The sequence below is a fragment of the Streptomyces sp. NPDC031100 genome, from assembly GCF_055570785.1.
On record NZ_JBVIGN010000001.1, the window covers coordinates 196,164 to 217,858 of the forward strand.

General features: G+C 70.4%; 15 protein-coding genes and 1 pseudogene. 3 read left to right on the top strand and 13 right to left on the bottom strand.

What is annotated here, in order from left to right; genetic code table 11:
* Positions 1 to 5: 5 nt before the first annotated feature.
* From ACZ5DS_RS00925 to uvrC, 11 genes and pseudogenes are all read right to left on the bottom strand, one after another.
* A pseudogene (locus tag ACZ5DS_RS00925) lies at positions 6 to 1,273 on the bottom strand (MFS transporter).
* A gap of 122 nt (positions 1,274 to 1,395) precedes the next feature.
* Positions 1,396 to 1,731 (bottom strand): RNA polymerase-binding protein RbpA, encoded by a 336-nt coding sequence (locus ACZ5DS_RS00930; RefSeq protein WP_003957010.1) that lies wholly within the window; start codon positions 1,729 to 1,731, stop codon positions 1,396 to 1,398.
* A gap of 210 nt (positions 1,732 to 1,941) precedes the next feature.
* Positions 1,942 to 2,172 (bottom strand): preprotein translocase subunit SecG, encoded by a 231-nt coding sequence (gene secG / locus ACZ5DS_RS00935; RefSeq protein ID WP_468233845.1) that lies wholly within the window; start codon positions 2,170 to 2,172, stop codon positions 1,942 to 1,944.
* A 102-nt stretch (positions 2,173 to 2,274) separates the two neighbouring features.
* Entirely contained in the window at positions 2,275 to 3,051 is a 777-nt protein-coding gene (gene tpiA, locus ACZ5DS_RS00940; RefSeq protein WP_468232659.1) for a triose-phosphate isomerase, read from the bottom strand.
* Between the two features lie 5 nt (positions 3,052 to 3,056).
* Positions 3,057 to 4,268 (bottom strand): phosphoglycerate kinase, encoded by a 1,212-nt coding sequence (locus ACZ5DS_RS00945; protein WP_468233848.1) that lies wholly within the window; start codon positions 4,266 to 4,268, stop codon positions 3,057 to 3,059.
* 133 nt (positions 4,269 to 4,401) lie between these two features.
* Positions 4,402 to 5,409: a type I glyceraldehyde-3-phosphate dehydrogenase gene (gap, locus tag ACZ5DS_RS00950; RefSeq protein ID WP_468232661.1), complete on the bottom strand. Its 1,008-nt coding sequence runs from the start codon at positions 5,407 to 5,409 to the stop codon at positions 4,402 to 4,404.
* A 321-nt stretch (positions 5,410 to 5,730) separates the two neighbouring features.
* Entirely contained in the window at positions 5,731 to 8,685 is a 2,955-nt protein-coding gene (locus ACZ5DS_RS00955) for a M14 family metallopeptidase (RefSeq protein ID WP_468232662.1), read from the bottom strand.
* 146 nt (positions 8,686 to 8,831) lie between these two features.
* The gene (gene whiA, locus ACZ5DS_RS00960) at positions 8,832 to 9,821 is read right to left on the bottom strand and encodes a DNA-binding protein WhiA (protein ID WP_189815507.1); all 990 of its coding nucleotides are present in this window, start codon (positions 9,819 to 9,821) and stop codon (positions 8,832 to 8,834) included.
* Entirely contained in the window at positions 9,812 to 10,906 is a 1,095-nt protein-coding gene (locus tag ACZ5DS_RS00965; RefSeq protein ID WP_468232664.1) for a gluconeogenesis factor YvcK family protein, read from the bottom strand. Before ACZ5DS_RS00965 ends, whiA begins: the two co-directional genes overlap by 10 nt.
* A complete protein-coding gene (gene rapZ / locus ACZ5DS_RS00970; RefSeq protein ID WP_468232666.1) occupies positions 10,903 to 11,895 on the bottom strand; it encodes an RNase adapter RapZ in 993 nt (330 codons plus the stop codon). Before rapZ ends, ACZ5DS_RS00965 begins: the two co-directional genes overlap by 4 nt.
* Positions 11,892 to 13,979, bottom strand: a complete 2,088-nt coding sequence (uvrC, locus tag ACZ5DS_RS00975) for an excinuclease ABC subunit UvrC (protein ID WP_468232668.1) — start codon at positions 13,977 to 13,979, stop codon at positions 11,892 to 11,894. Before uvrC ends, rapZ begins: the two co-directional genes overlap by 4 nt.
* A gap of 419 nt (positions 13,980 to 14,398) precedes the next feature.
* Between uvrC and ACZ5DS_RS00980 the strand changes: the two genes are divergently transcribed.
* Positions 14,399 to 15,346 carry a hypothetical protein gene (locus ACZ5DS_RS00980; RefSeq protein ID WP_468232669.1) on the top strand — a complete coding sequence of 316 codons (948 nt, stop codon included), beginning with the start codon at positions 14,399 to 14,401 and terminating at the stop codon, positions 15,344 to 15,346.
* 114 nt (positions 15,347 to 15,460) lie between these two features.
* Here the strand turns inward: ACZ5DS_RS00980 and ACZ5DS_RS00985 are convergent, their stop codons facing one another.
* A complete protein-coding gene (locus tag ACZ5DS_RS00985; RefSeq protein ID WP_468232671.1) occupies positions 15,461 to 15,895 on the bottom strand; it encodes a Rieske (2Fe-2S) protein in 435 nt (144 codons plus the stop codon).
* A 304-nt stretch (positions 15,896 to 16,199) separates the two neighbouring features.
* On the opposite strand from ACZ5DS_RS00985, the gene ACZ5DS_RS00990 reads away from it, so the two are divergent.
* Both ACZ5DS_RS00990 and ACZ5DS_RS00995 read left to right on the top strand, forming a co-directional pair.
* Positions 16,200 to 17,396: a LacI family DNA-binding transcriptional regulator gene (locus ACZ5DS_RS00990; protein ID WP_468232673.1), complete on the top strand. Its 1,197-nt coding sequence runs from the start codon at positions 16,200 to 16,202 to the stop codon at positions 17,394 to 17,396.
* Positions 17,393 to 18,304 (top strand): carbohydrate kinase family protein, encoded by a 912-nt coding sequence (locus ACZ5DS_RS00995; RefSeq protein ID WP_468232675.1) that lies wholly within the window; start codon positions 17,393 to 17,395, stop codon positions 18,302 to 18,304. The genes ACZ5DS_RS00990 and ACZ5DS_RS00995 overlap by 4 nt, the downstream gene beginning before the upstream one ends.
* Before the next feature lie 190 nt (positions 18,305 to 18,494).
* On the opposite strand, the gene uvrA is transcribed toward ACZ5DS_RS00995, so the two are convergent.
* Entirely contained in the window at positions 18,495 to 21,518 is a 3,024-nt protein-coding gene (uvrA, locus tag ACZ5DS_RS01000; RefSeq protein WP_468232676.1) for an excinuclease ABC subunit UvrA, read from the bottom strand.
* Between the last annotated feature and the right edge of the window lie 177 nt (positions 21,519 to 21,695).

The following is a 21,695-nucleotide window of genomic DNA, read 5'->3' on the forward strand; positions in this document are numbered from 1 at the left end:
GTTGATCAGCGCACGGCGCGAGCCGTCGCGACGTCGTCGTCCGGCGCAACAACAGGTACGTCCTCCTTGCGGACCGGTATCAGCGAGGTGACGGACAGGACGAAGAAGGCGGCCGTGAGCAAGGCCGGCGTGTTGAGGCCCCAGGCCGTGGCCACGACGCCCCCGAGGAGCGCGCCCAGCGGGGCTCCCGCGACGGCCAGGGTGCGGAAGGCGGAGCTGACCCGGCCGAGCATGTCGGTGGGGGTGCGTTGCTGCAGCAGGGTGGTCGTGTTGACGTTCCACAGCATCCCCATGAACCCGAAGACCGCGAGGCCGGCCACCACGGCGGCCAGGCTGGGCACGGATCCCATGACCACGAGGGTGCCGATCTGCACGGTGCCGGCGAGCAGCACGGTCCGCAGGGGCCGAGTCCGGCCGTGATCCGCCGGCTCGCCACTCCCCCGGCCAGGCCGCCGACGGTGTAAGCGGTGACCGCCGCCGCGTATCCGCTGCTGCCCGCGTCCAGCCAGCCGGTCACGAGGACCACCAGGGTGGCGATCAGGGCGCCCATGCCGATGTTGCACAGGGCCGTGGAAGCACACAGCCCGCGCAGTGCCCGGTCGCGCCACAGGGTGCGCAGCCCGTCGGCGACGTCCCGGCGCAGGGTGCTGCCCGCCGGGCTCCGCCTGCGCTCGGGTGCGAGTGTCCGCAAGGAGGCGACCAGCGCCGCAGCCACAAGGAAGGTGGCCGCGTCGGCCGCGAAGGGGACGGCCGCCCCTGCGGCGATCAGGACCGGCACGGCAGGCGCCCCCAGCAGGCCGCCGGCGATCTTCTGTCCGGTCAGCAGACGGGCGTTGGCACTGCCAAGGGCCTCCCGGTCCACCAGCGCGGGCAACAGGGCGGTGGCGGCGTTGTCGAAGAGCGTCTGGAGTGTGGTCAGCCCGAAGGCGAGCGCGATCAGCAGGGCGATCGAGGCGTGCCCCAGGGCGACGGCCACCGCGAAGGAGCCGACGAGCAGCCCGCGCACCGCGTCCACCGTCCACATCGCGCGCCGCTGGTCCACCCGGTCGGCGACCGCTCCGCCGAGCAGTCCGAAGACGATCCAGGGCAGATAACCGCAGGCCGTCACGGCGGCGATGAGCAGGGGCCGGTCGGTCAGCGATGTGGCGAGCAGCGGCAGCGCGGCCGTACGCAGTGCGTCGCCGAAGCCGGAGAGCACCGCGGCGCCCCACAGCCGTCCGAATCCCCCGCGCCACGCGGGCGCGCCTGACTTCACCGTCCCGACCGCCGTCACAACTCCCCCTCGCGGTTCGCGCCTTCACGAAAACCGTAGGGGGTGCCACTGACAGTCGGCCGCAGGCGAGGGGAGGAACGGCTTCGGCCAGGCGCCCTGGGGCACCCGGCCGATGACAAGTCCTAGATCTCGCCGCGCAGTTTCGCGAGCGCCTCGGCGAGGATCGCCTCGCCGTCCGCGTCGCTGCGCCGCTCCCGTACGTACGCAAGATGCGTCTTGTACGGCTCGGTGCGCGGCGGGTCCGGCGGGTTGTCCCGGTCCTGGCCGGCCGGGAAGCCGCAGCGCGGGCAGTCCCAGGTGTCGGGAACCTGCGCGTCGCTGGCGAAGCTCGGCTGCGTCTCGTGCCCGTTGGAGCACCAGAAGGAGATGCGCAGACGCGGCGCGGACTCGCCGCGCTCGGCCTCGCCCATCGGCCCCGCCCCGACCCGGCTTCCTCGGATCGCGTTGCCACTTGCCACGGTCGTAACTCCCTGCGTGATGGTGCCGCGAAGCGAGTCGGCGTTTCGCTTCGCCGCGAGCGCCTCAGTCTACGTAAGGCCCAACGCGCGTCCAGTGATTGGAGTTACAACCCGCACACCTAGACGCAAGCCCCATGATAGGCCGCGCTCACGGGCGCGTACCGAACATGGGGCCTTACGTACGGAATGTATGTGTTTGTGAGACGCGAATCAGCTGTTCGTCTTCATCAGGATGCCGAGGACGATAATGCATGCGAACCACAGCAGACCGATCACGATGGTGATGCGGTCGAGGTTGCGCTCGGCGACCGAGGAGCCGCCGACGGACGACTGCATGCCGCCACCGAACATGTCGGAGAGGCCGCCGCCCTTCCCCTTGTGCATCAGCACCAGCAGCATCATCAGCAGGCTGAAGACGATCAGGGCGATCGAGAACCCCAAAACCACGGCTGGACCAACTTCCTCGGATTCGGATGGACGACGGGGGCACAGCGACATCGCTGTGCCCCCGCAAGGGTACGACGGATCGCCGCTACCGCATACTCACTGGTCGCGGAAGCGCACGATCTTGACGAACTCGTCGGCGTCCAGCGAGGCGCCGCCGACCAGGGCGCCGTCGATGTCGGCCTGCGCCATGATCTCGGCCACGTTTCCGGACTTCACGGAGCCGCCGTACTGGATGCGGACCTTGTCGGCCAGCTCCTGCGAGTACAGCTCGGCGATCTTGGCGCGGATGGCGGCGCAGACCTCCTGGGCGTCCTCGGCACCGCAGACCTTGCCGGTACCGATGGCCCAGACGGGCTCGTAGGCGATCACGATCGACTCGGCCTGCTCCGCCGGGAGGTCCTTCAGACCGCCCTCGAGCTGGGCGAGGGTGTGCGTGACGTGGTTGCCCGCCTCGCGGACGTCCAGTTCCTCGCCGACGCAGAGGATCGGGGTCAGGCCGTGCTTGTAGGCGGCCTTGACCTTGGCGTTGACCAGCTCGTCGGTCTCGTTGTGGTACTGGCGGCGCTCTGAGTGGCCGATCACCACGAAGGTGCACTTCAGCTTGGCCAGCATCGGGCCCGAGATCTCACCGGTGTAGGCGCCGCCATCGTGCTGCGAGATGTCCTGGGCGCCGTACTTGATCTTGAGCTTGTCGCCGTCGACCAGGGTCTGCACGGAGCGCAGGTCGGTGAAGGGCGGCAGGACCGCGACCTCGACGGCCTCGTAGTCCTTGTCGGCCAGGGCGAAGGCGAGCTTCTGGACGTGCGCGATGGCCTCGAGGTGGTTGAGGTTCATCTTCCAGTTGCCCGCCATCAGCGGCGTGCGCGTGCTCATGTAGGTCAGTCCTCCAGTGCGGCGAGACCGGGGAGCGACTTGCCCTCGAGGTATTCGAGGGAGGCGCCGCCACCGGTCGAGATGTGGCCGAATGCGTTTTCGTCGAAGCCGAGCGTGCGCACGGCCGCGGCGGAGTCACCGCCGCCGACGACGGTGAAGCCGTCCGCTTCGACGAGGGCCTGGGCGACCGCCTTGGTGCCCTGGGCGTAGTCGGGGTGCTCGAAGACGCCCATGGGACCGTTCCAGAAGACGGTCGCGGCGTCGGCGAGCTTCGAGGCGTACAGCTCTCGGGTCTTCGGGCCGATGTCCAGGCCCTCCTGGTCGGCGGGGATCTCGTCCGCGTCGACCACGGTGTTCTCGGTGGGCGCCTTGGTCTTCAGGTCCGGGAACTCCCGGGAGACCACGACGTCGACGGGGAGCAGCAGCTCGACGCCCTGCTTCTCGGCGCGCTCCATGTACTCGGTGACGACCGGGATCTGGTCCTCCTGGAGGAGGGAGATGCCGACCTCGTAGCCCTTGGCCTTCAGGAAGGTGTAGGCCATGCCGCCGCCGATGAGCAGGCGGTCGGCCTTGCCGAGCAGCTCGTCGATGACGGCGAGCTTGTCGGAGACCTTGGCGCCGCCGAGCGCGACGACGTAGGGGCGCTTGACGTCCTCGGTGAGCTGCTTCAGGACGCCGACCTCGGTGGCGATGAGGTAGCCGGCGTAGTGCGGCAGGCGGGCCGGCAGGTCGAACACGGAGGCGTGCTTGCGGTGCACGGCGCCGAAACCGTCGCCCACGTAGACGTCCGCGAGGACGGCGAGGGCGTCGGCGAACGCGCCGCGCTCCGCGTCGTCCTTGCTCGTCTCGCCGGCGTTGAAACGGAGGTTCTCCAGCAGCGCTACCTCTCCGTCCGACAGTGCGGCGACGGCGGCCTTCGCGCTGTCGCCGACCGTGTCGGTGGCGAACGAGACGTTCTTGCCCAGGATTTCACCGAGCCGCTTTGCGACCGGGGCGAGGGAGAACTGCGGGTCCGGGGCGCCCTTGGGACGGCCCAGGTGGGAGGCGACGATCACCTTGGCGCCCGCCTCGGCGAGCTTGGCGATGGTCGGGGCGACGGCGCGGATCCGGCCGTCGTCGGTGATGGTGGCGCCGTCCAGCGGGACGTTGAGGTCGGCGCGGACGAAGACCCGCTGGCCGGCTACGCCTGCGGCGAGGAGTTCGTCGATCGTCTTCATGAGTGAGGCTCCCGAGGGCTGATGGTGCTCCGTGATCGTAGTCATGGCCGTTCTGTACGTGCGTCAGGGCCCGGGCCGCGCGTCGCTGCGCTGCCCGAGCCCTGCACTCACGCTGAGGTGGCTGATGCCGCGATCAGAGCTGGTTGCCGACGAAGACCGTCAGGTCCACGAGGCGGTTGGAGTAGCCCCACTCGTTGTCGTACCAGCCGATGACCTTCACGTTCTTGCCCTCCTGGACCATGGTCAGGGAGGAGTCGAAGGTGCAGGACGCCGGGGCGTTGACGATGTCGGAGGAGACGATCGGGTCCTCGGTGTAGTCGAGGAGGCCCTTCAGCTCGCCCTCGGCGGCCTTCTGGAAGGCGGCGTTGACCTCTTCCTTGGTGACCTCGCGGCCGAGCTCGACGACCAGGTCGGTGACCGAGCCGGTCGGGACCGGCACGCGCATGGCGATGCCGTCCAGCTTGCCCTTGAGCTGCGGCAGGACCAGCGCGGTGGCCTTCGCGGCACCCGTGGTGGTCGGGATGATGTTCTCGGCGGCGGCACGGGCGCGGCGCAGGTCCTTGTGAGGGAAGTCCAGGATGCGCTGGTCGTTCGTGTACGCGTGCACCGTGGTCATCAGGCCCTTGACGATGCCGAAGTTCTCGTCGAGGACCTTCGCCATCGGCGCCACACAGTTGGTGGTGCAGGAGGCGTTGGAGATGACGTGGTGGCTCGCCGAGTCGTACTTGTCCTGGTTGACGCCCATCACGATGGTGATGTCCTCATCCTTGGCCGGAGCCGAGATGAGGACCTTCTTGGCGCCGCCGGCGAGGTGCTTGGCGGCGTCCTCGCGCTTGGTGAAGATGCCGGTCGACTCGATGACGATGTCGACGCCCAGCTCGCCCCAGGGGATGTCGGCCGGGTTGCGCTCGGAGAGCACCTTGATGGTGTGGCCGTCGACGGTGATGGTGTCGGCGGTGTGGGAGACCTCCTGCTTGAGGCGGCCCAGGATCGTGTCGTACTTCAGCAGGTGAGCGGTGGTGGCGGTGTCACCCAGGTCGTTGACAGCCACAACTTCGATGTCGGCACCCTGCTCCAGCAGTGCGCGGAAGTAGTTACGCCCGATACGGCCGAAGCCGTTGATGCCTACGCGGATCGTCACGAACCGATCTCCTCGTTGGTACGCCGGCCATGCGGTGCCGGCGAGCTCTGTTTGGGATGTCCCCGACCACCCCCGACCCTACCTCTCTGAGGCCCCCGCAGTGACATCGAGATGCCGCATACACGGGCAGGCGGTCCGTACCGGCCAGTAGGGTACGGACCGCCTCGGATCGACGGTCGTTTCGCGGGTCTTTGTTATGTAATGCGGTGGCCCGTTGGCGCTCTTTTCACTCGTTCGTGAGCGGGTCGGCTCACCTGATGCGTGACCCTGTCGCGCACCGTTGAGAGAGGGTCCCGCTCACCTGTCGAGTGGGGTCCGTTCTCATCCGTCAAGAGCGGCGAACGCCTTCCTCAGCAGGGCCGTCCGGTCGGTCGCCGACGGCACCTGTTCGAGGCCGAAGCCGAGCAGCACGGTGTGGTCGGTGGTGACCGCTCCGTACGTCTGGAAGAGCGTTCCGGTGCGCGTCCAGTCCTTCAGGACCGCCGGGCTGCCCGCAGGCGGTCCGGCCGTCTTCCAGGCGCCCAGGGACGTCTCGAAGCCCTCGGTCTCCTTCGCCGTGCCGCCGACGACGAGCGAGGCGTCGTCGGCGAGGACGCCGTGCCCGCCGCTGCCCGGATCGGTGACGTACGCGATCGAGACCTCGACGGACTTCCCGGCGTACGCACTCAGGTCGAAGCCCACCTGCTGCCAGCCGCCGGAGCTGCCGGTGAGGCTGTTCCACGAACCGGTGGTGCCGGTCGCGGTGCAGGCGTTGTCCGCAAGCGTGAGGTAGTGCCTGAGCCAGGGGTGCTCGCCGATCAGGAACCCGCCGCCGCACTCGGACGGCACGGCCGTCCTCGTCGCCCCGCCGGCCTCCGGGAGGGTCGTCCAGTCGTCGGCACCTACCGTGTGGGCCTCGACGACCGCGTGGTCGTAGCCGGGTTCGGTGTCCCACAGCAGCCGGGTGCTCAGCGTCGGCCGGTCGGCGGCGCTGACACCGGCGAGGTCGATCGTGCGGGTCAGGCGCTTGTAGGCGTCGTCGGAGTGCAGGGCGGCGGCCATGTAGGAGCCGGAGTACGGGCCGTACGGGCTGACCGTCCCCGCGAACCGGCCCGCGCCCGCGCTCCTGAACTGCGGGTACCTGTCCACGGACAGCTCGTCCGAGGTGACGCCGTAGGTGCCTGCCTTGTCCAGCGGGTTGTCGGGCGCGCCGCCGAGGGCAGCGGTGTAGCCATCGAGCCTGCCCGAGCCGCTGAAGCCGGTGGCCCCCTTGGTCGACGTGCGGCTGTAGGCGCCCAGGTAGTACTGGCTGAAGTCGTCCGAGAGGGTGCCGCCGCCGAGGTCGACGCTGCCGCCGGCCAGTTCGCCGGCCTCGATCAGCCGGCCGCCCTCGTTGAGGTAGGCGCGCAGCTGGAGCTGGGTGGCGTTGCGCGGTCCGCCGGCACCGGAGTAGTGCACGACCGTCCTGAAGTGCCCCAGCACGCCGAGCGCGTCGGGTGCACCCTGTGTGGCGACGTCCCAGACGATCGCCCTGTGGCCGCTCGCCTTCAGCGCGTCCACGTACTTCTGCGCCTGCGTCGCAGCCGCGCCCTCCTCGGCGACCACGAGGGTGTCCGCCCGGGGCCGCTCGGCGACCGTGTAGGTGAAGTGCGCACTGGAGACCTTCTTGCCGCTCCTGGTCTCACCGGTGAACCACACCTCGACCTTGTCGCCGGGTTCGCCGTCCTGGACCTTGGCCCGGTACGCGTCGAAGTAGAGGTTGTCCTCGCCGCCGTAGGTCTCGCCGCCCTTCCAGGGCCTGAGCGACTGGTCCCACGTACGGCCGCCGTTGACGCGGTACTTCAGCTCCTTGTCGCGCAGGGACTTCCGTACGACGACCGAGACCTCCTGGTCCGCACCGCGCGCGTACGACGTGGAGAACGCGGCCGGGGTGAAGTCGGCGGCGCTCAGGCCGACCGAGGAGACCGGCCGGTCGGGGTGGGCGGCGGTCTCGGCGACGGAGAGCGCGAACGGGATGTTCTTCTCGAACTCCTGCCGGATCAGCTTCTCGTCGTCGGGGAAGGTGAAGACCGACTGGCAGTCGGCGGCGTTCCAGGCGTCGTTCGGATCGATGTCCGACGCGGTCTGACAGGTCGACATCTCGGGGGTGAACATCGCCATGCCGTTGACGTTCGAGGCATGGCCGTCCGCCTCGCCGTTGGTGGTGTACAGCTCCGAGGAGAGCTGCGAACGGTAGCCGGGGATGGCCGGGTTGTCGGGCGTACCGGCGAGCGCCTTGTAGAGCACGTCGTCCGGGGTGGGCGTGGCGACCTGCCAGCCGACGCCGTAGAGGAGGAGTTCGGCGGCGGAGTGGTAGTTGATGCCGTACGTGAAACCGATGCGCTTCTCGAAGGCGTCGAGGGCCTTGGTCTCCGGCTCGGACTCGGGGCTCGCGCCGCGGTAGGTCTGGCTGGTGGGGTTCGGGGACGAACCCTCGTCGTCGTAGCCCCACTTGTAGGGGAAGTTGCGGTTGAGGTCGACGCCGTCGCCCGTGCTGATGACGCCGTCGCCGTTGACGTCCCGCAGGTTCTTGCGCCACAGGCGGGTGTCGGCGCTCCGGAAGGTGTAGTCGTAGCCGTCGGGATTGGCCGAGAGGACGAACCACAGCTCGGTCGAGTCGACGATCTTCTTGATGCGCTGGTCGGTCTTGTAGTGGTCCAGGTAGTAGTGCATCAGACGCCGGGTCATCTCCGGCGTGATCCACTCGCGCGCGTGCTGGTTGGACATGTACAGAACGGCGGGTTTCGAGCCGTCCTTCGACTTGTTCGCGTTCTTGGTCAGTTTGAGCGCGAGGATGTCCTGACCGTTGATCGTCTTGCCGATGGACTCCACCTTGGCGAGATCGGGGTGGGCCTGCCCGGTCCAGACGATCTCCTGTTCCAGGCCTCCGTTCGCGCCGTACGGGCGGAACACGCCCTGGGAGGCGTCCTGGACGCGCGCCACGGCCTTGGCCGACAGGGAGTGCTCGGTGAGGCGGACGCCCTGCTTCTCTAGCTTCTCGGCCTGCTCGTCGGTGAGGTAGACCTCGACCTTCGTCCTGCCGCTCCCGGTGACCTGCTCACCGAGTTCGTGGCCGTCCTGGCCGGCCTTGAGGAGCAGGGGAATCTGCTGCTGGGTGACGTCGGCACGGAAGACCTTGACCTCGTCGGGGTCGGACGGGCGGGGACTTCCGCTCTGTGCCTGGGCGATGGGTGCAAGGCTCGCTCCTCCGAGCAGGAGCGCGCCGACAGCGAGGATCGATCTCGCTCTGTGTCTCATGAACCCCCCTAGGGTGTTCCGCCACAGCGGCGAACAGGTTGCCAGGCTCATGTCACATCATGATCGAGTCAAGGGCGCCTCATGGACACGCAAACGCCGGTGCCGACCACCCGAACGGGCGTCGGCACCGGCGAGTTGACGTCGGGTCAGCCGGCGAGGTTGTCCGCCAGCTCCTCCGTGAGGTTGGCCTCCGTGCCCGGGATGCCCAGGTCGGTGGCGCGCTTGTCCGCCATCGCCAGCAGGCGGCGGATACGGCCCGCGACCGCGTCCTTGGTCAGCGGCGGGTCGGCGAGCGCGCCCAGCTCCTCCAGGGAGGCCTGCTTGTGCTCCATGCGCAGCCGGCCGGCGGCCGCGAGGTGCTCGGGCACCTCGTCGCCGAGGATCTCCAGGGCCCGCTGGACCCGGGCACCGGCGGCCACGGCGGCGCGGGCCGAACGGCGCAGGTTGGCGTCGTCGAAGTTGGCGAGCCGGTTGGCGGTGGCCCGCACCTCGCGCCGCATCCGGCGCTCCTCCCAGGCCAGCACGGACTCGTGCGCACCGAGCCGGGTGAGCAGGGCACCGATCGCGTCACCGTCGCGCACGACCACCCGGTCCACCCCGCGCACCTCGCGGGCCTTCGCGGCGATGGAGAGCCTGCGGGCGGCACCGACCAGCGCGAGCGCGGCCTCCGGGCCCGGGCAGGTCACCTCCAGGGAGGAGGAGCGGCCCGGCTCGGTCAGCGAGCCGTGCGCCAGGAAGGCTCCGCGCCAGGCCGCCTCCGCGTCACAGGTGGCCCCGGAGACCACCTGCGGCGGCAGGCCGCGGATCGGGCGGCCCCGGCCGTCGACGAGGCCGGTCTGGCGGGCCAGCTGGTCGCCGCCCGCGACCACGCGCACCACGTAGCGCGAACCGCGGCGCAGGCCGCCGGGCGCCATCACGATCAGTTCCGAGCTGTGGCCGAAGATCTCCAGGATGTCCCGCTTGAGCCGGCGGGCCGCCATCGCGGTGTCCAGCTCCGCCTCGATCACGATGCGCCCGCTCACCAGGTGGAGGCCGCCGGCGAACCGCAGAATGGCGGAGACCTCCGCCTTCCTGCAGCAGGTCCGGGTGACGGGGAGCCGGGAGATCTCGTCCTTCACCGCTGCCGTCATCGCCATGGGCCGATCCTTCCATGCATCCGAAAAATACGGTCGTACGCGGCGGCCAGCAGCTCCGGGTCGTGCCGGGGGCTGCCGTCGGTACGGGCCACCGGCGCCAGCTCGACCGCGGCCCCCAGCCGCTTGGCAGCCTCGGTGAGCGAGTCGCGGTCGGGCACCGCGGCCTCGTCGGCCAGCACCACGTCCAGGGCGAGTTTAGGGGCGTGTCGCCCCAAAACCTCCAAATGACGCTGCGGGGAGAAGCCCTCGGTTTCTCCGGGCTGCGGGGCGAGGTTCAGGGACAGGACCTTGCGCGCCTTGGTCTCGGTGAGGGCGTCCAGCAGCTCCGGGACGAGCAGGTGCGGGATGACCGAGGAGAACCAGGATCCGGGGCCGAGCACCACCCAGTCCGCGTCCAGGACCGCGGCGACGGCCTCGGGGACGGCGGGCGGGTCGTTCGGCACGAGGTGCACGGACTGCACCTCGCCGGGCGTGAGGGCGACCGTCGCCTGCCCGCGCACCGTGTCGACGTCCTCCGGGCGCTTGGGGTCATGCCCCTTGACCAGGGCCTGCAGCTCCAGCGGTACGGCGGACATGGGCAGCACGCGCCCGTGCGCGCCGAGCAGCTTGCCGACCAGATCCAGGGCCTGGACGTGATCGCCGAGCTGCTCCCACAGGGCCACGATCAGCAGGTTGCCGACCGCGTGGCCGTGCATCTCGCCCTGGGACTGGAAACGGTGCTGGATGACCCGGGCCCAGGTCTGGCCCCAGTCGTCGTCGCCGCACAGCGCGGCCAGCGCCTTGCGCAGATCGCCGGGCGGCAGCACGCCCAGCTCGTCGCGCAGACGCCCGCTGGAGCCGCCGTCGTCGGCCACCGTGACGACGGCGGTGAGGTCGCCGGTGATCCGGCGCAGCGCGGCGAGCGAGGCGGACAGGCCCATGCCGCCGCCGAGGGCGACGACCTTGGGCTGGGCGCCGCGCCGACGGACCCGGCCGCCGCGGACCTCGGCGGGGCGGGCCGCCCGCGCCTCGGCCCCGGTACGGCTCGAGCGGCCCTCCGGGACCACCCGGCGCAGTCTGCTCAGCCGCGGTGTACGTTCCGTCATTCCCGTCCCATGTCCCGGTGTACGACCACCGTCTCCACGCCCTCGGCCGCGAGGCGCGCGGCGAGCTTCTCCGACACCGCGACCGAGCGGTGCTTGCCGCCGGTGCAGCCGATGGCGATGGTCACATAGCGCTTGCCCTCGCGCCGGTACCCGGTCGCGATCAGCCGCAGCAGCTCGGCGTACCGGTCGAGGAACTCCTTGGCGCCGGGCTGGTTGAAGACATAAGCCGACACCTCCTCGTTGAGGCCGGTGTACGGGCGCAGCTCCGGGACCCAGTGCGGGTTGGGCAGGAAGCGCATGTCCGCGACCAGGTCGGCGTCGACCGGCAGGCCGTACTTGAAGCCGAAGGACATCACGGTGGCCCGCAGCTCGGGCTCCTCCTCGCCCGCGAACTGGGCGTCCATCTTGGCGCGCAGCTCGTGCACGTTGAGGCTGGAGGTGTCGATCACCAGATCGGCGTCGCCGCGCAGCTCGCGCAGCAGCTCCCGCTCGGCGGCGATGCCGTCGACGATGCGTCCGTCGCCCTGAAGGGGGTGCGGGCGGCGCACCGACTCGAAGCGGCGCACCAGGGCGTCGTCCGAGGACTCCAGGAAGACGATCCGGCGCGTGACGGCCCGGCTGTCGAGGTCGGCGAGGGACTCGCGCAGGTTGTCGAAGAAGCGCCTGCCGCGTACGTCCACGACGACCGCGATCCGCGCCACGTTGCCCTGGGACCGGGCGCCCAGCTCCACCATGGTGGGGATCAGGGCGGGCGGGAGGTTGTCCACGACGAACCAGCCGAGGTCCTCCAGACACTTCGCGGCCGTCGACCGGCCCGCTCCGGACATGCCGGAGATGATCACCAGCTCGGGGATGGCCGCCGCGTCGGGGGCCCCGGCCGGCGTGACGTCCGTGCTCACCTGTGCTCCGTTTTCCTCAGCCGCCTGCTGCGGCTGCCCTGCGACCGCCTGATCTCGGTCGGCTGTGGGCTGTTCGTCGTGCTCGTTCATCGCTCCTGCCCCCGTCGTTCGTCCGGGAGGCCCGCGGTCACGGGCTCCCCCGAGGAACCCCCCGTCGTATCGGGTTCCTCGTCCTCAATGATCTCTCCGGTCGCCGTGTTCACGGCGGGTGCGGCCGGAGCCGCCTGGGCCAGGGCCGCGGCGATCGTCTCGGCCGTCTTCCGGCCTATGCCCGGCACCTCCTGGATCTGCTCGATTGTGGCGGACCGCAGCTTCTTCACCGAGCCGAAATGCTTGATGAGCGCCTGTTTGCGGGTCTCGCCCAGACCGGGCACGTCGTCCAGGGGGCCGGCGCGGAAGCGCTTGGCGCGCTTGGTGCGCTGGTAGGTGATCGCGAAGCGGTGTGCCTCGTCACGGACGCGCTGGAGCAGATAGAGGCCCTCGCTGGTGCGGGGCAGGACCACCGGGTCGTCCTCGCCGGGCACCCAGACCTCCTCCAGGCGCTTGGCGAGGCCGCACACGGCGATGTCGTCGATGCCCAGCTCGTCCAGCGCCCGCCGGGCCGCGGCGACCTGCGGCTGACCGCCGTCGACCACGACGAGCTGGGGCGGGTAGGCGAACTTCTTCGGACGGCCGTCGTCGTCCTTGAGGGCGCCGGTGAGGGGATCACCGTCGATGAGGCTGCTCTCACCGGCGGTGAGCGCGTCCTCGCCGTCGGTCCACTCGCCCGTCCTCTCCTTCTCGGCCAGGTAGCGCCGGAAGCGGCGGGTGATCACCTCGTGCATGGAGCGGACGTCGTCCTGGCCCGCGAAGCCCTTGATCTGGAAGCGGCGGTACTCGCTCTTGCGCTGCAGGCCGTCCTCGAACACGACCATGGAGGCGACCACGTCGTCACCCTGCAGGTGCGAGATGTCGTAGCACTCGATCCGCAGCGGGGCACTGTCCAGGTCGAGGGCCTCGGCGATCTCCTCCAGCGCCCGGGAGCGCGTGGTCAGGTCGGAGGCGCGCTTGGTCTTGTGCAGGGCGAGGGCCTGCAAGGCGTTGCGCTGCACGGTCTCCATGAGCGCCTTCTTGTCGCCGCGCTGCGGGATGCGCAGCGAGACGTTCGACCCGCGGCGGCCGGTCAGCCACTCCTGGGCCGGTTCGACCGGCTCGGGCAGGGCCGGGACCAGGACCTCCTTGGGGACGGCGTCCCCCGTCTCCTCGCCGTACAGCTGCTGCAGGGCGTGCTCGACGAGGGCGCCGGTGGTGACCTCTTCGACCTTGTCGGTCACCCAGCCGCGCTGGCCGCGCACCCGGCCGCCGCGCACGTGGAAGATCTGGACGGCCGCCTCCAGCTCGTCCTGCGCGACGGCGATGAGGTCGGCGTCGGTCGCGTCGGCGAGCACGACCGCGTTCTTCTCCATGGCCTTCTTCAGGGCCTCGATGTCGTCGCGCAGGCGGGCGGCCCGCTCGTACTCCATCTCCTCGGCCGCCTCCATCATCTGCTTCTCCAGACGGCGGAGGTAGGTGCCCGTGCGGCCCGCCATGAAGTCGCAGAACTCCTCGGCCAGGTCCCGGTGGTCCTCGGGGGTGATCCGGCCGACGCAGGGGGCGGAGCACTTGCCGATGTAACCGAGCAGGCAGGGGCGGCCGGTGCGGGCGGCGTTCTTGAAGACACCGGCCGAGCAGGTGCGCACCGGGAAGACCCGCAGCAGCAGGTCGACGGTGTCCCGGATGGCCCAGGCGTGGCCGTACGGACCGAAGTACCTGACGCCCTTCTTCTTGTGACCGCGCATCACCTGGACGCGCGGGAACTCCTCGTTCATCGTCACCGCGAGGTACGGGTAGCTCTTGTCGTCGCGGTACTTGACGTTGAACCGGGGGTCGTACTCCTTGATCCAGGAGTACTCCAGCTGCAGCGCCTCGACCTCCGTGGACACCACGGTCCACTCCACGGACGCGGCGGTGGTCACCATCGTCCGGGTGCGCGGGTGCAGGTTCGCCAGGTCCTGGAAGTAGTTCGCCAGGCGCTGGCGCAGGCTCTTCGCCTTTCCGACGTAGATCACCCGGCGGTGCTCGTCACGGAACCTGTACACCCCCGGGGAGTCCGGGATCTCACCCGGCCTGGGGCGGTAGCTGGAGGGGTCGGCCATGTCTCACACCCTACTGGCGAGCACCGACACCGCGTCGGGCCTGTGGACAACGCCCACCGGCGCGGCTCCCCGTCCGGCGCAGGTCGGCGCGGTCCCGGCCCTGCGCCCCTGAGGGCAGCATTCCGGCCATGCTCGCCCCGCGGACCCCTCCGGCGGGACACCCCGGCGGGCCGTCCCCGCCCGATCCCCGCACGTGCGGGGGTCGCGGCTCGGCCAGGAGTACACCCTGCCCGCGCCCGGGGTGTTGTCGGGGTCTGGTCAACACGCTTCAATGCGGGGGAACTCGGGGCCGTGCACGCCGGCGAACGGACGCGGCATGCGCAGACACGGGCGTCCCCGGCGCCCACGGGGGTGGCCCCGCGCACCGGCGCCGACGGTCCGACCAGCCGTCGTGACACCTCACAGAAAGGCCCCTGTGCATGCGGCACGCCACCGAGCACGCGGACGTCCCCACCGCGGAACTGGACACGGCCCTGCGGGGCGGCCCCTTCCACGTGGCGCTGCGCGCCGCGATCGCCGCCCGCGGACTGCCGCTCCAGCGCGTGCAGCACCACCTGTCGCGCCACGGGGTCAAGGTCGGGGTCACCAGTCTCAGTTACTGGCAGCAGGGCGCCCGCCGCCCGCAGCGACCCGAGTCACTGCGCGCCGTACGGGCCCTGGAGGAGATCCTTCAGCTGCCCGACGAGTCCCTGATCCGGCTGCTCGTCCGGGCGGGCGAGCCCGTCTCCGCCGACCGCCCCTCGGCCCGCTCCTACCGCTCCCTGGTCGAGGCCTCCGACGTCCTGAACCGGCTCCAGGCCGGCCTCGGCTGGTCCCTCGACGGCGGGCTGCACACCCTCGGCCATCACGAACGCGTCCGGATCGGCGCCCACCGCGAACTGGCGAGCCGCGAGTCCCACCACATCGTGCGGGCCCACCGCGACGGCGTCGACCGCTTCGTCGCCGTCCACCACGGCGACCCCGGCTGCAGACCGCGCGACATGACAGTGCACGCGCTGGAGAACTGCCGCACGGGGCGCACCCGTTGGGACCAGGAGACCGGTGTGCTGGTGGCCGAACTCCTCTTCGGCACCCGGCTGCGCTCCGGCGACACCTTTCTCTTCCGCTACGCCATCGAGGACGGCACGGCGGGGGTCTCGCGCGAGTACCTGCACCGGTTCGGCTTCCCGGGCGGCCAGTACGCGCTCCAAGTGCGCTTCGACCGGACCGCGCTGCCGGCGCGCTGCCACCGCTTCACCCAGCACTCGCCCGCGGCCCCGCGCAGCGGCCGCCACGAGCTGGCGGTCAGCGGGCTGCACCACAGCGTCCACGTGGTCGAACCCCGGATACGGCCGGGCGTGGTCGGCATCGCCTGGGACTGGGGGTGACGGGGGGCTGGGAGTGACGGGGGCTTAGGGTTACGGAGGCTGGGGCGGAGCCTCGGCATGCCTTGGGGGCTCCTGCGCGTGAAGGCCTGACCGTCGTGCGGCCGTGCGTGCGGGTCAGGCGCCCGGACCGGCGATGATCCTGCCGTTCGACGTCTTCACCGGCAGCTCGTTCAACGGCTCCGTGGCCGGCGCCTGGACCACCTTGCCCGTCACGGCGTCGAACTGACTCCCGTGGCAGGGGCAGATCAGGGTCGTCCCCTGGAGCTTGTTGATGGGGCACCCCGCGTGCGTGCAGATGGTGCTGTACGCCTTGAGAGCCCCGTTCCCGTCCCGGCTGACCACCACGTTGTGGTCCCGGTAGAGCTTGGCGCCGCTCTTCGCGACCTCGTTCTCGGCGCCCAGGTCGACCGGCGCGGTCGGGGTCGCGTCGGCCGTGGTGCCTCCCGGAGCCGAGCAGGCGGCCAGCCCGAGCCCGGCCACCGGGGCCACGGCGGCTCCTCGAAGGACGGTACGACGACTCGTGGACGGACGGGACGATCGGGCGGGCATCAGGTCTCCACTGGTCAGAGGGCGTGAAGGCCGACGATACCCGGGCAGAACGGCCGGCTCCGGGGCGGGGGCTGGGAGCGGGCGAGAGGGGGCCGGGGAGCAGGGAGGGGGCGAATGTCGGGGGGCGTAAACGTTTGCGTAAGCGTTTACGCGAGCGGGGTGATGGGATACGTTCACGGCGTTCAGTTGGGTCAGCAACCCGGCGCGGGTCGGTGGGGCGCCGGGTCGGCAGTTCGTCGGCTCGGCGGCTCAGGAATTCGTCGGCTCGATTCATCGGCTCGGCGGCTCAGGAAGGGGAAGGGCGATGCCCACCATGGCGGACGTGGCCCGGAGTGCCGGTGTCTCCGTGGCGACCGTCTCCCACGTACTCAACGGGACGCGTCCGGTGCTGCCCCACACCCGCCAGGCCGTACTGGATGCCGTGGACGCCCTCGGCTACACGCCCAACACCCTCGCCCGCTCCCTGGTGACCTCCCGCACTCGCTCCATCGGCCTCGCGGTGTCGGCGATCAGCAACCCGTACTTCACGGAGATCCTCCAGGGCGTCGAGGCCGCCGCCGTGGACGCGGGCTACAGCCTGCTCATCGCCGACCCGCACGACGACCCCGCGCACGAGCGGAAGGTCGTCCAGCTCCTGCACGAGCGCCGGGTGGACGGCATGATCGTCGCCCCCTCCGCGCATCCGGACGACCTCGTGGCCTACCTCGGCCGCCACGCCGTGCCGACGGTGTTCTTGGACCGGGTCCTCCCGACCGGCGCCCCTGCCGTGGACGGCCCGGGAGCTGATCGAGGTCATCTCCACCAGGCCCTTTGCGATCAAGCTCCGTTCGATCAGGCTCGGTTCGATCAGGTCTGCGCGGAGAATGCCGATCCGATGGCCCGGCTCGTCGCCCACCTCGCCGGGCTCGGCCATCGCCGGATCGGCCTGGTCGCGGGTCTGCCCGGACTCAGCACCACCAGCGAGCGGATCACGGGCTACCAGCAAGCTCTCGCTGCCGCCGGCCTTCCCCCCGACGCCGACCTCGTGGTGTCCGGCAACTCGGAGTCGGCCGGTGCCGAGCGGGCCACGGCCGCCCTGCTCTCCCTCCCCGCTCCGCCCACAGCATTGGTCACCGCCAACAACGCCATGACCATCGGCGCCCTGCGCACCCTGCGCCGCCAGGGTCTGGCGGTTCCGGACGACATCGCCCTGTGCTGCTTCGACGACTTCGCCTGGGCCGACCTGTTCTCGCCCCGGCTCACCGCCATCGCCCAGCCCAGCCGGGAGATCGGCGCCCAGGCCGTCCGGGTGCTTCTGGACCGGCTGGCCACGCCCGACCGGCCCGCCCGGACCGTGCGGCTGCCCTGCACCTTCATCCACCGCACCTCCTGCGGATGCCCGGAGGACCGGGACGGGGCCGAGGGTCCCAGGCCTGCCGGGCCCGGCAGGGACACCGAACCATCCGCACCACCCGCACCACCTGCGCTGTCCGCCCTGTCCGAGAAGGGAACCGCCTCGTGATCGTCGTCGCCGGTGAGGCACTGATCGACCTGGTACCGCACGGTCCGGGTACCCTGGCGGACCTGAAGCCGGCGCTCGGCGGCGGGCCGTACAACACCGCGGTGGCCCTCGGCCGCCTGGGCTCCCCGACCGCCTTCTGCTCCCGCACGTCGAACGACGCCTTCGGTGAGGCCCTGCTCGACGGGCTGCGGCAGGCCGGGGTGGACGTGTCCGGCGTGCAGCGCGGCCCCGAGCCGACCACTCTCGCGGTCGCCACGATCGACGGCGGCGGCTCGGCCGCCTACTCCTTCTACGTCGAGGGCACCGCCGACCGCCTCTTCAGCGCACCGGCCGCTCTCCCCGCCGGCACGCGCGCGGTGTCCTTCGGCACCTGCTCGCTCGTCCTGGAACCCGGGGCGAGCGCCTACGAGGAGCTGATGCGGACCGCAGCCGCGCAGGGCCTGTTCACCGCCCTCGATCCCAACATCCGGGTCGGACTCATTCCGGATGCGGACGCCTACCGGGCGCGTTTCAAGAGCTGGCTGCCCTCGGTGACGCTGCTGAAGCTGTCCGTGGAGGATGCCGACTGGCTGGGCGGCACCCCGCGCGAGTGGCTGGCCGCGGGACCGTCGGCCGTCGTGGTCACCCGGGGCGGCGACGGCCTGACCGTCCACACCCGCGACGGCGCGGAGTACTCCGTACCGGGCGAGAGGGTCGAGGTCGTGGACACCATCGGAGCCGGTGACACGGTGAACGCCGCCCTGCTGCACGGCCTGTCCGCTCAGGACGCGCTGTCGCCGGAGGCGCTTGCCGCCCTTGGCGCGGACGGCTGGCAGCGGCTGCTGCGGTTCGCGGCACGCGCGGCAGCGATCACCTGCTCACGCGCGGGGGCGGAGCCTCCGTACGCGGCCGAGCTGGGCGAGTTGTGAGCGGGCTCTTTCCTCTGTGCTCGTGTCAAGGTTCAGCCGGACCTACGGTTCGTGGGACGGCCGAACCGCGGAGCCGGGGTGGCTGTTGGTCGAACGAGCGGCGCCCCGCGGGGAGTTCCCGCGGGGCGCCGCATTTTCGGTGAATGTGCCAGGCCTTTGATGATGTGTCAGGGCATATCCCGAGCCGGCCTCAGGCCTTGCGGGCCCGCGTCGTCTTCTTCGCGGCAGCCGCCTTCTTCGTGACGGTGGCGGCCTTCTTGGTCGCCGTGTTGTTGGCCTTGGCCGTCACCGTCTTCTTCGCCGTCGACCTGGCCGCGGCCGTCTTGGCCGCCGTGCCGCGCGGTGCCTTCACCGGCTCCGCGTCGCTGATCCGGTCGGCGCCGAGGATCTCGCGCAGGAACTTGCCGGTGTGGCTGGCCGGAACGCCCGCGACCTCCTCGGGCGTGCCCTCGGCGATCACCAGGCCGCCGCCGGCGCCGCCCTCCGGACCCATGTCGACGATCCAGTCCGCGGTCTTGATCACGTCGAGGTTGTGCTCGATGACGATGACCGTGTTGCCCTTGTCGACCAGGCCGGCGAGGACCTTCAGCAGCTTGCTGATGTCCTCGAAGTGGAGACCGGTGGTCGGCTCGTCCAGGACGTAGACCGTGCGTCCGGTCGAGCGCTTCTGCAGCTCGCTGGCGAGCTTCACACGCTGCGCCTCACCGCCGGACAGGGTGGTCGCGGACTGGCCGAGCCGGACATAGCCGAGGCCGACGTCCTTCAGCGTCCGCAGATGCCGGGAGATGGCCGGAACGGCCTCGAAGAAGTCGGTCGCCTCCTCGATCGGCATGTTCAGCACGTCGGCGATGGACTTGCCCTTGTAGTGGACCTCCAGGGTCTCCCGGTTGTACCGGGCGCCGTGGCAGACCTCGCACGGGACGTAGACGTCCGGGAGGAAGTTCATCTCGATCTTGATGGTGCCGTCGCCCGCGCAGTTCTCGCAGCGGCCGCCCTTGACGTTGAAGGAGAAACGCCCGGGCAGGTAGCCGCGGACCTTCGCCTCGGTGGTCTCGGCGAACAGCTTGCGGATGTGGTCGAAAACGCCGGTGTAGGTCGCCGGGTTGGACCGTGGGGTGCGGCCGATGGGCGACTGGTCGACGTGGACGACCTTGTCGACGAGGTCGTCGCCGTCCACGCGCGTGTGCCGTCCGGGCACGTTGCGCGCGCCGTTCAGCTCGCGGGCCAGGTGCGTGTAGAGGATGTCGTTGACCAGCGTCGACTTGCCGGATCCGGACACGCCGGTGACGGCCGTGAACACGCCCAGCGGGAAGGACACGTCGATGTCCTGCAGGTTGTTCTCACGGGCGCCGTGCACGGTCAGCCGCCGGGACGGGTCGAGGGGCCGCCGTACGTCCGGGATCGGGATGGACTTGCGGCCCGAGAGGTACTGGCCGGTCTGCGACTCGGCGTTGGCGAGAAGCTCCGTCAGGGCGCCGCTGTGTACGACCTTGCCGCCGTGCTCGCCGGCGCCCGGGCCGATGTCGACGATCCAGTCGGCAACCTTGATCGTGTCCTCGTCGTGCTCCACGACGATGAGCGTGTTGCCCATGTCGCGCAGCCGGACCAGGGTCTCGATCAGTCGGTGGTTGTCGCGCTGGTGCAGGCCGATGGACGGCTCGTCCAGGACGTACAGGACGCCGACGAGGCCGGAGCCGATCTGGGTGGCCAGGCGGATGCGCTGGGCCTCGCCGCCGGAGAGGGTGCCGGCGGCGCGGTTGAGGGAGAGGTAGTCGAGGCCGACGTCGACCAGGAAGCGCAGCCGCTCGTTGACCTCCTTCAGGACGCGCTCGGCGATCTTCTTGTCGCGGGCGTTCAGCGTCAGCTGGCCCAGGAAGTCCGCGCAGTCGCTGATGGACATCGCGGAGACCTCGGCGATCGACTTCTCCATGATCGTGACCGCGAGGACGATCGGCTTCAGGCGCGTGCCCTCACAGGTGGGGCAGGGCACCTCGCGCATGTAGCCCTCGAAGCGCTCGCGGCTGGCGTCGCTCTCGGCCTCGCTGTGCCGGCGCTTGACGAAGGGGACGGCACCCTCGAAGGGCGTGGTGTACACGCGCTCGCGGCCGTACCGGTTGCGGTACCGGACCTCGATCTGCGTCTTGTGGCCGTAGAGGAGGGCCTTCCTGGCGCGCTGCGGCAGACCCGCGAAGGGGATGTCCGTCCGGAATCCCAGCGCGTCGGCGAGGGCGCCGATCAGGCGGCCGAAGTAGTCCTTGGTGTGCCCGTGCGACCAGGGGTGGATGGCGCCCTCGTCCAGGGACTTGTCCTCGTCCGGGACGATCAGCTCCGGGTCGACCTCCATGCGCGTGCCGATGCCGGTGCACTCGGGGCAGGCGCCGAAGGGCGAGTTGAAGGAGAAGGAGCGGGGCTCCAGCTCCTCGAAGGAGAGGTCGTCGTACGGGCAGTACAGGTGCTCCGAGTACATGCGCTCGCGCTCGGGGTCGTCCTCGGGGAGGTCCACGAAGTCGAGCACGATCATGCCGCCGGACAGGCCGAGGGCGGTTTCCACGGAGTCGGTGAGGCGGCGCTTGGCGGATTCCTTCACCGTCAGGCGGTCGACGACCACCTCGATGGTGTGCTTCTCCTGCTTCTTCAGGGTCGGCGGGTCGGACAGCTGGATGGTCTCGCCGTCCACGCGCGCGCGTGAGTAGCCCTTGGTCTGGAGGTCCGCGAAGAGATCGACGAACTCGCCCTTGCGCTCGCGCACCAGCGGTGACAGCACCTGGAAGCGGCTCCCCTCCGGCAGCTCCAGGACTTTGTCGACGATGGCCTGCGGCGACTGACGCGAGATCGGGCGGCCGCACTGCGGGCAGTGGGGCTTGCCGATGCGCGCGAAGAGCAGACGCAGGTAGTCGTAGACCTCGGTGATGGTGCCGACCGTCGATCGCGGGTTGCGCGAGGTCGACTTCTGGTCGATGGAGACCGCCGGGGACAGACCCTCGATGAAGTCGACGTCCGGCTTGTCCATCTGGCCGAGGAACTGCCGGGCGTACGAGGAGAGCGACTCCACGTAGCGCCGCTGGCCCTCGGCGAAGATCGTGTCGAAGGCCAGGGAGGACTTGCCCGACCCCGACAGGCCCGTGAAGACGATGAGCGAGTCACGCGGCAGGTCGAGCGAGACATTCTTCAGGTTGTGCTCGCGCGCGCCACGGACGATGAGACGGTCGGCCACGCCGGTCCGCACCTTTCTTGAGAAGAGTGACAGGGGCGGGGCCCCCGTGCTTCTTCGAGCCTAGGGGGAGCCACTGACAACGCCGGTCGGATTCTCCGGTTGCATAACAACCCCCGGCCATCCAGCATGCCCGACGCCGCCCCTGACGATATAGGACGTGCATTCGATTTGCGGGCG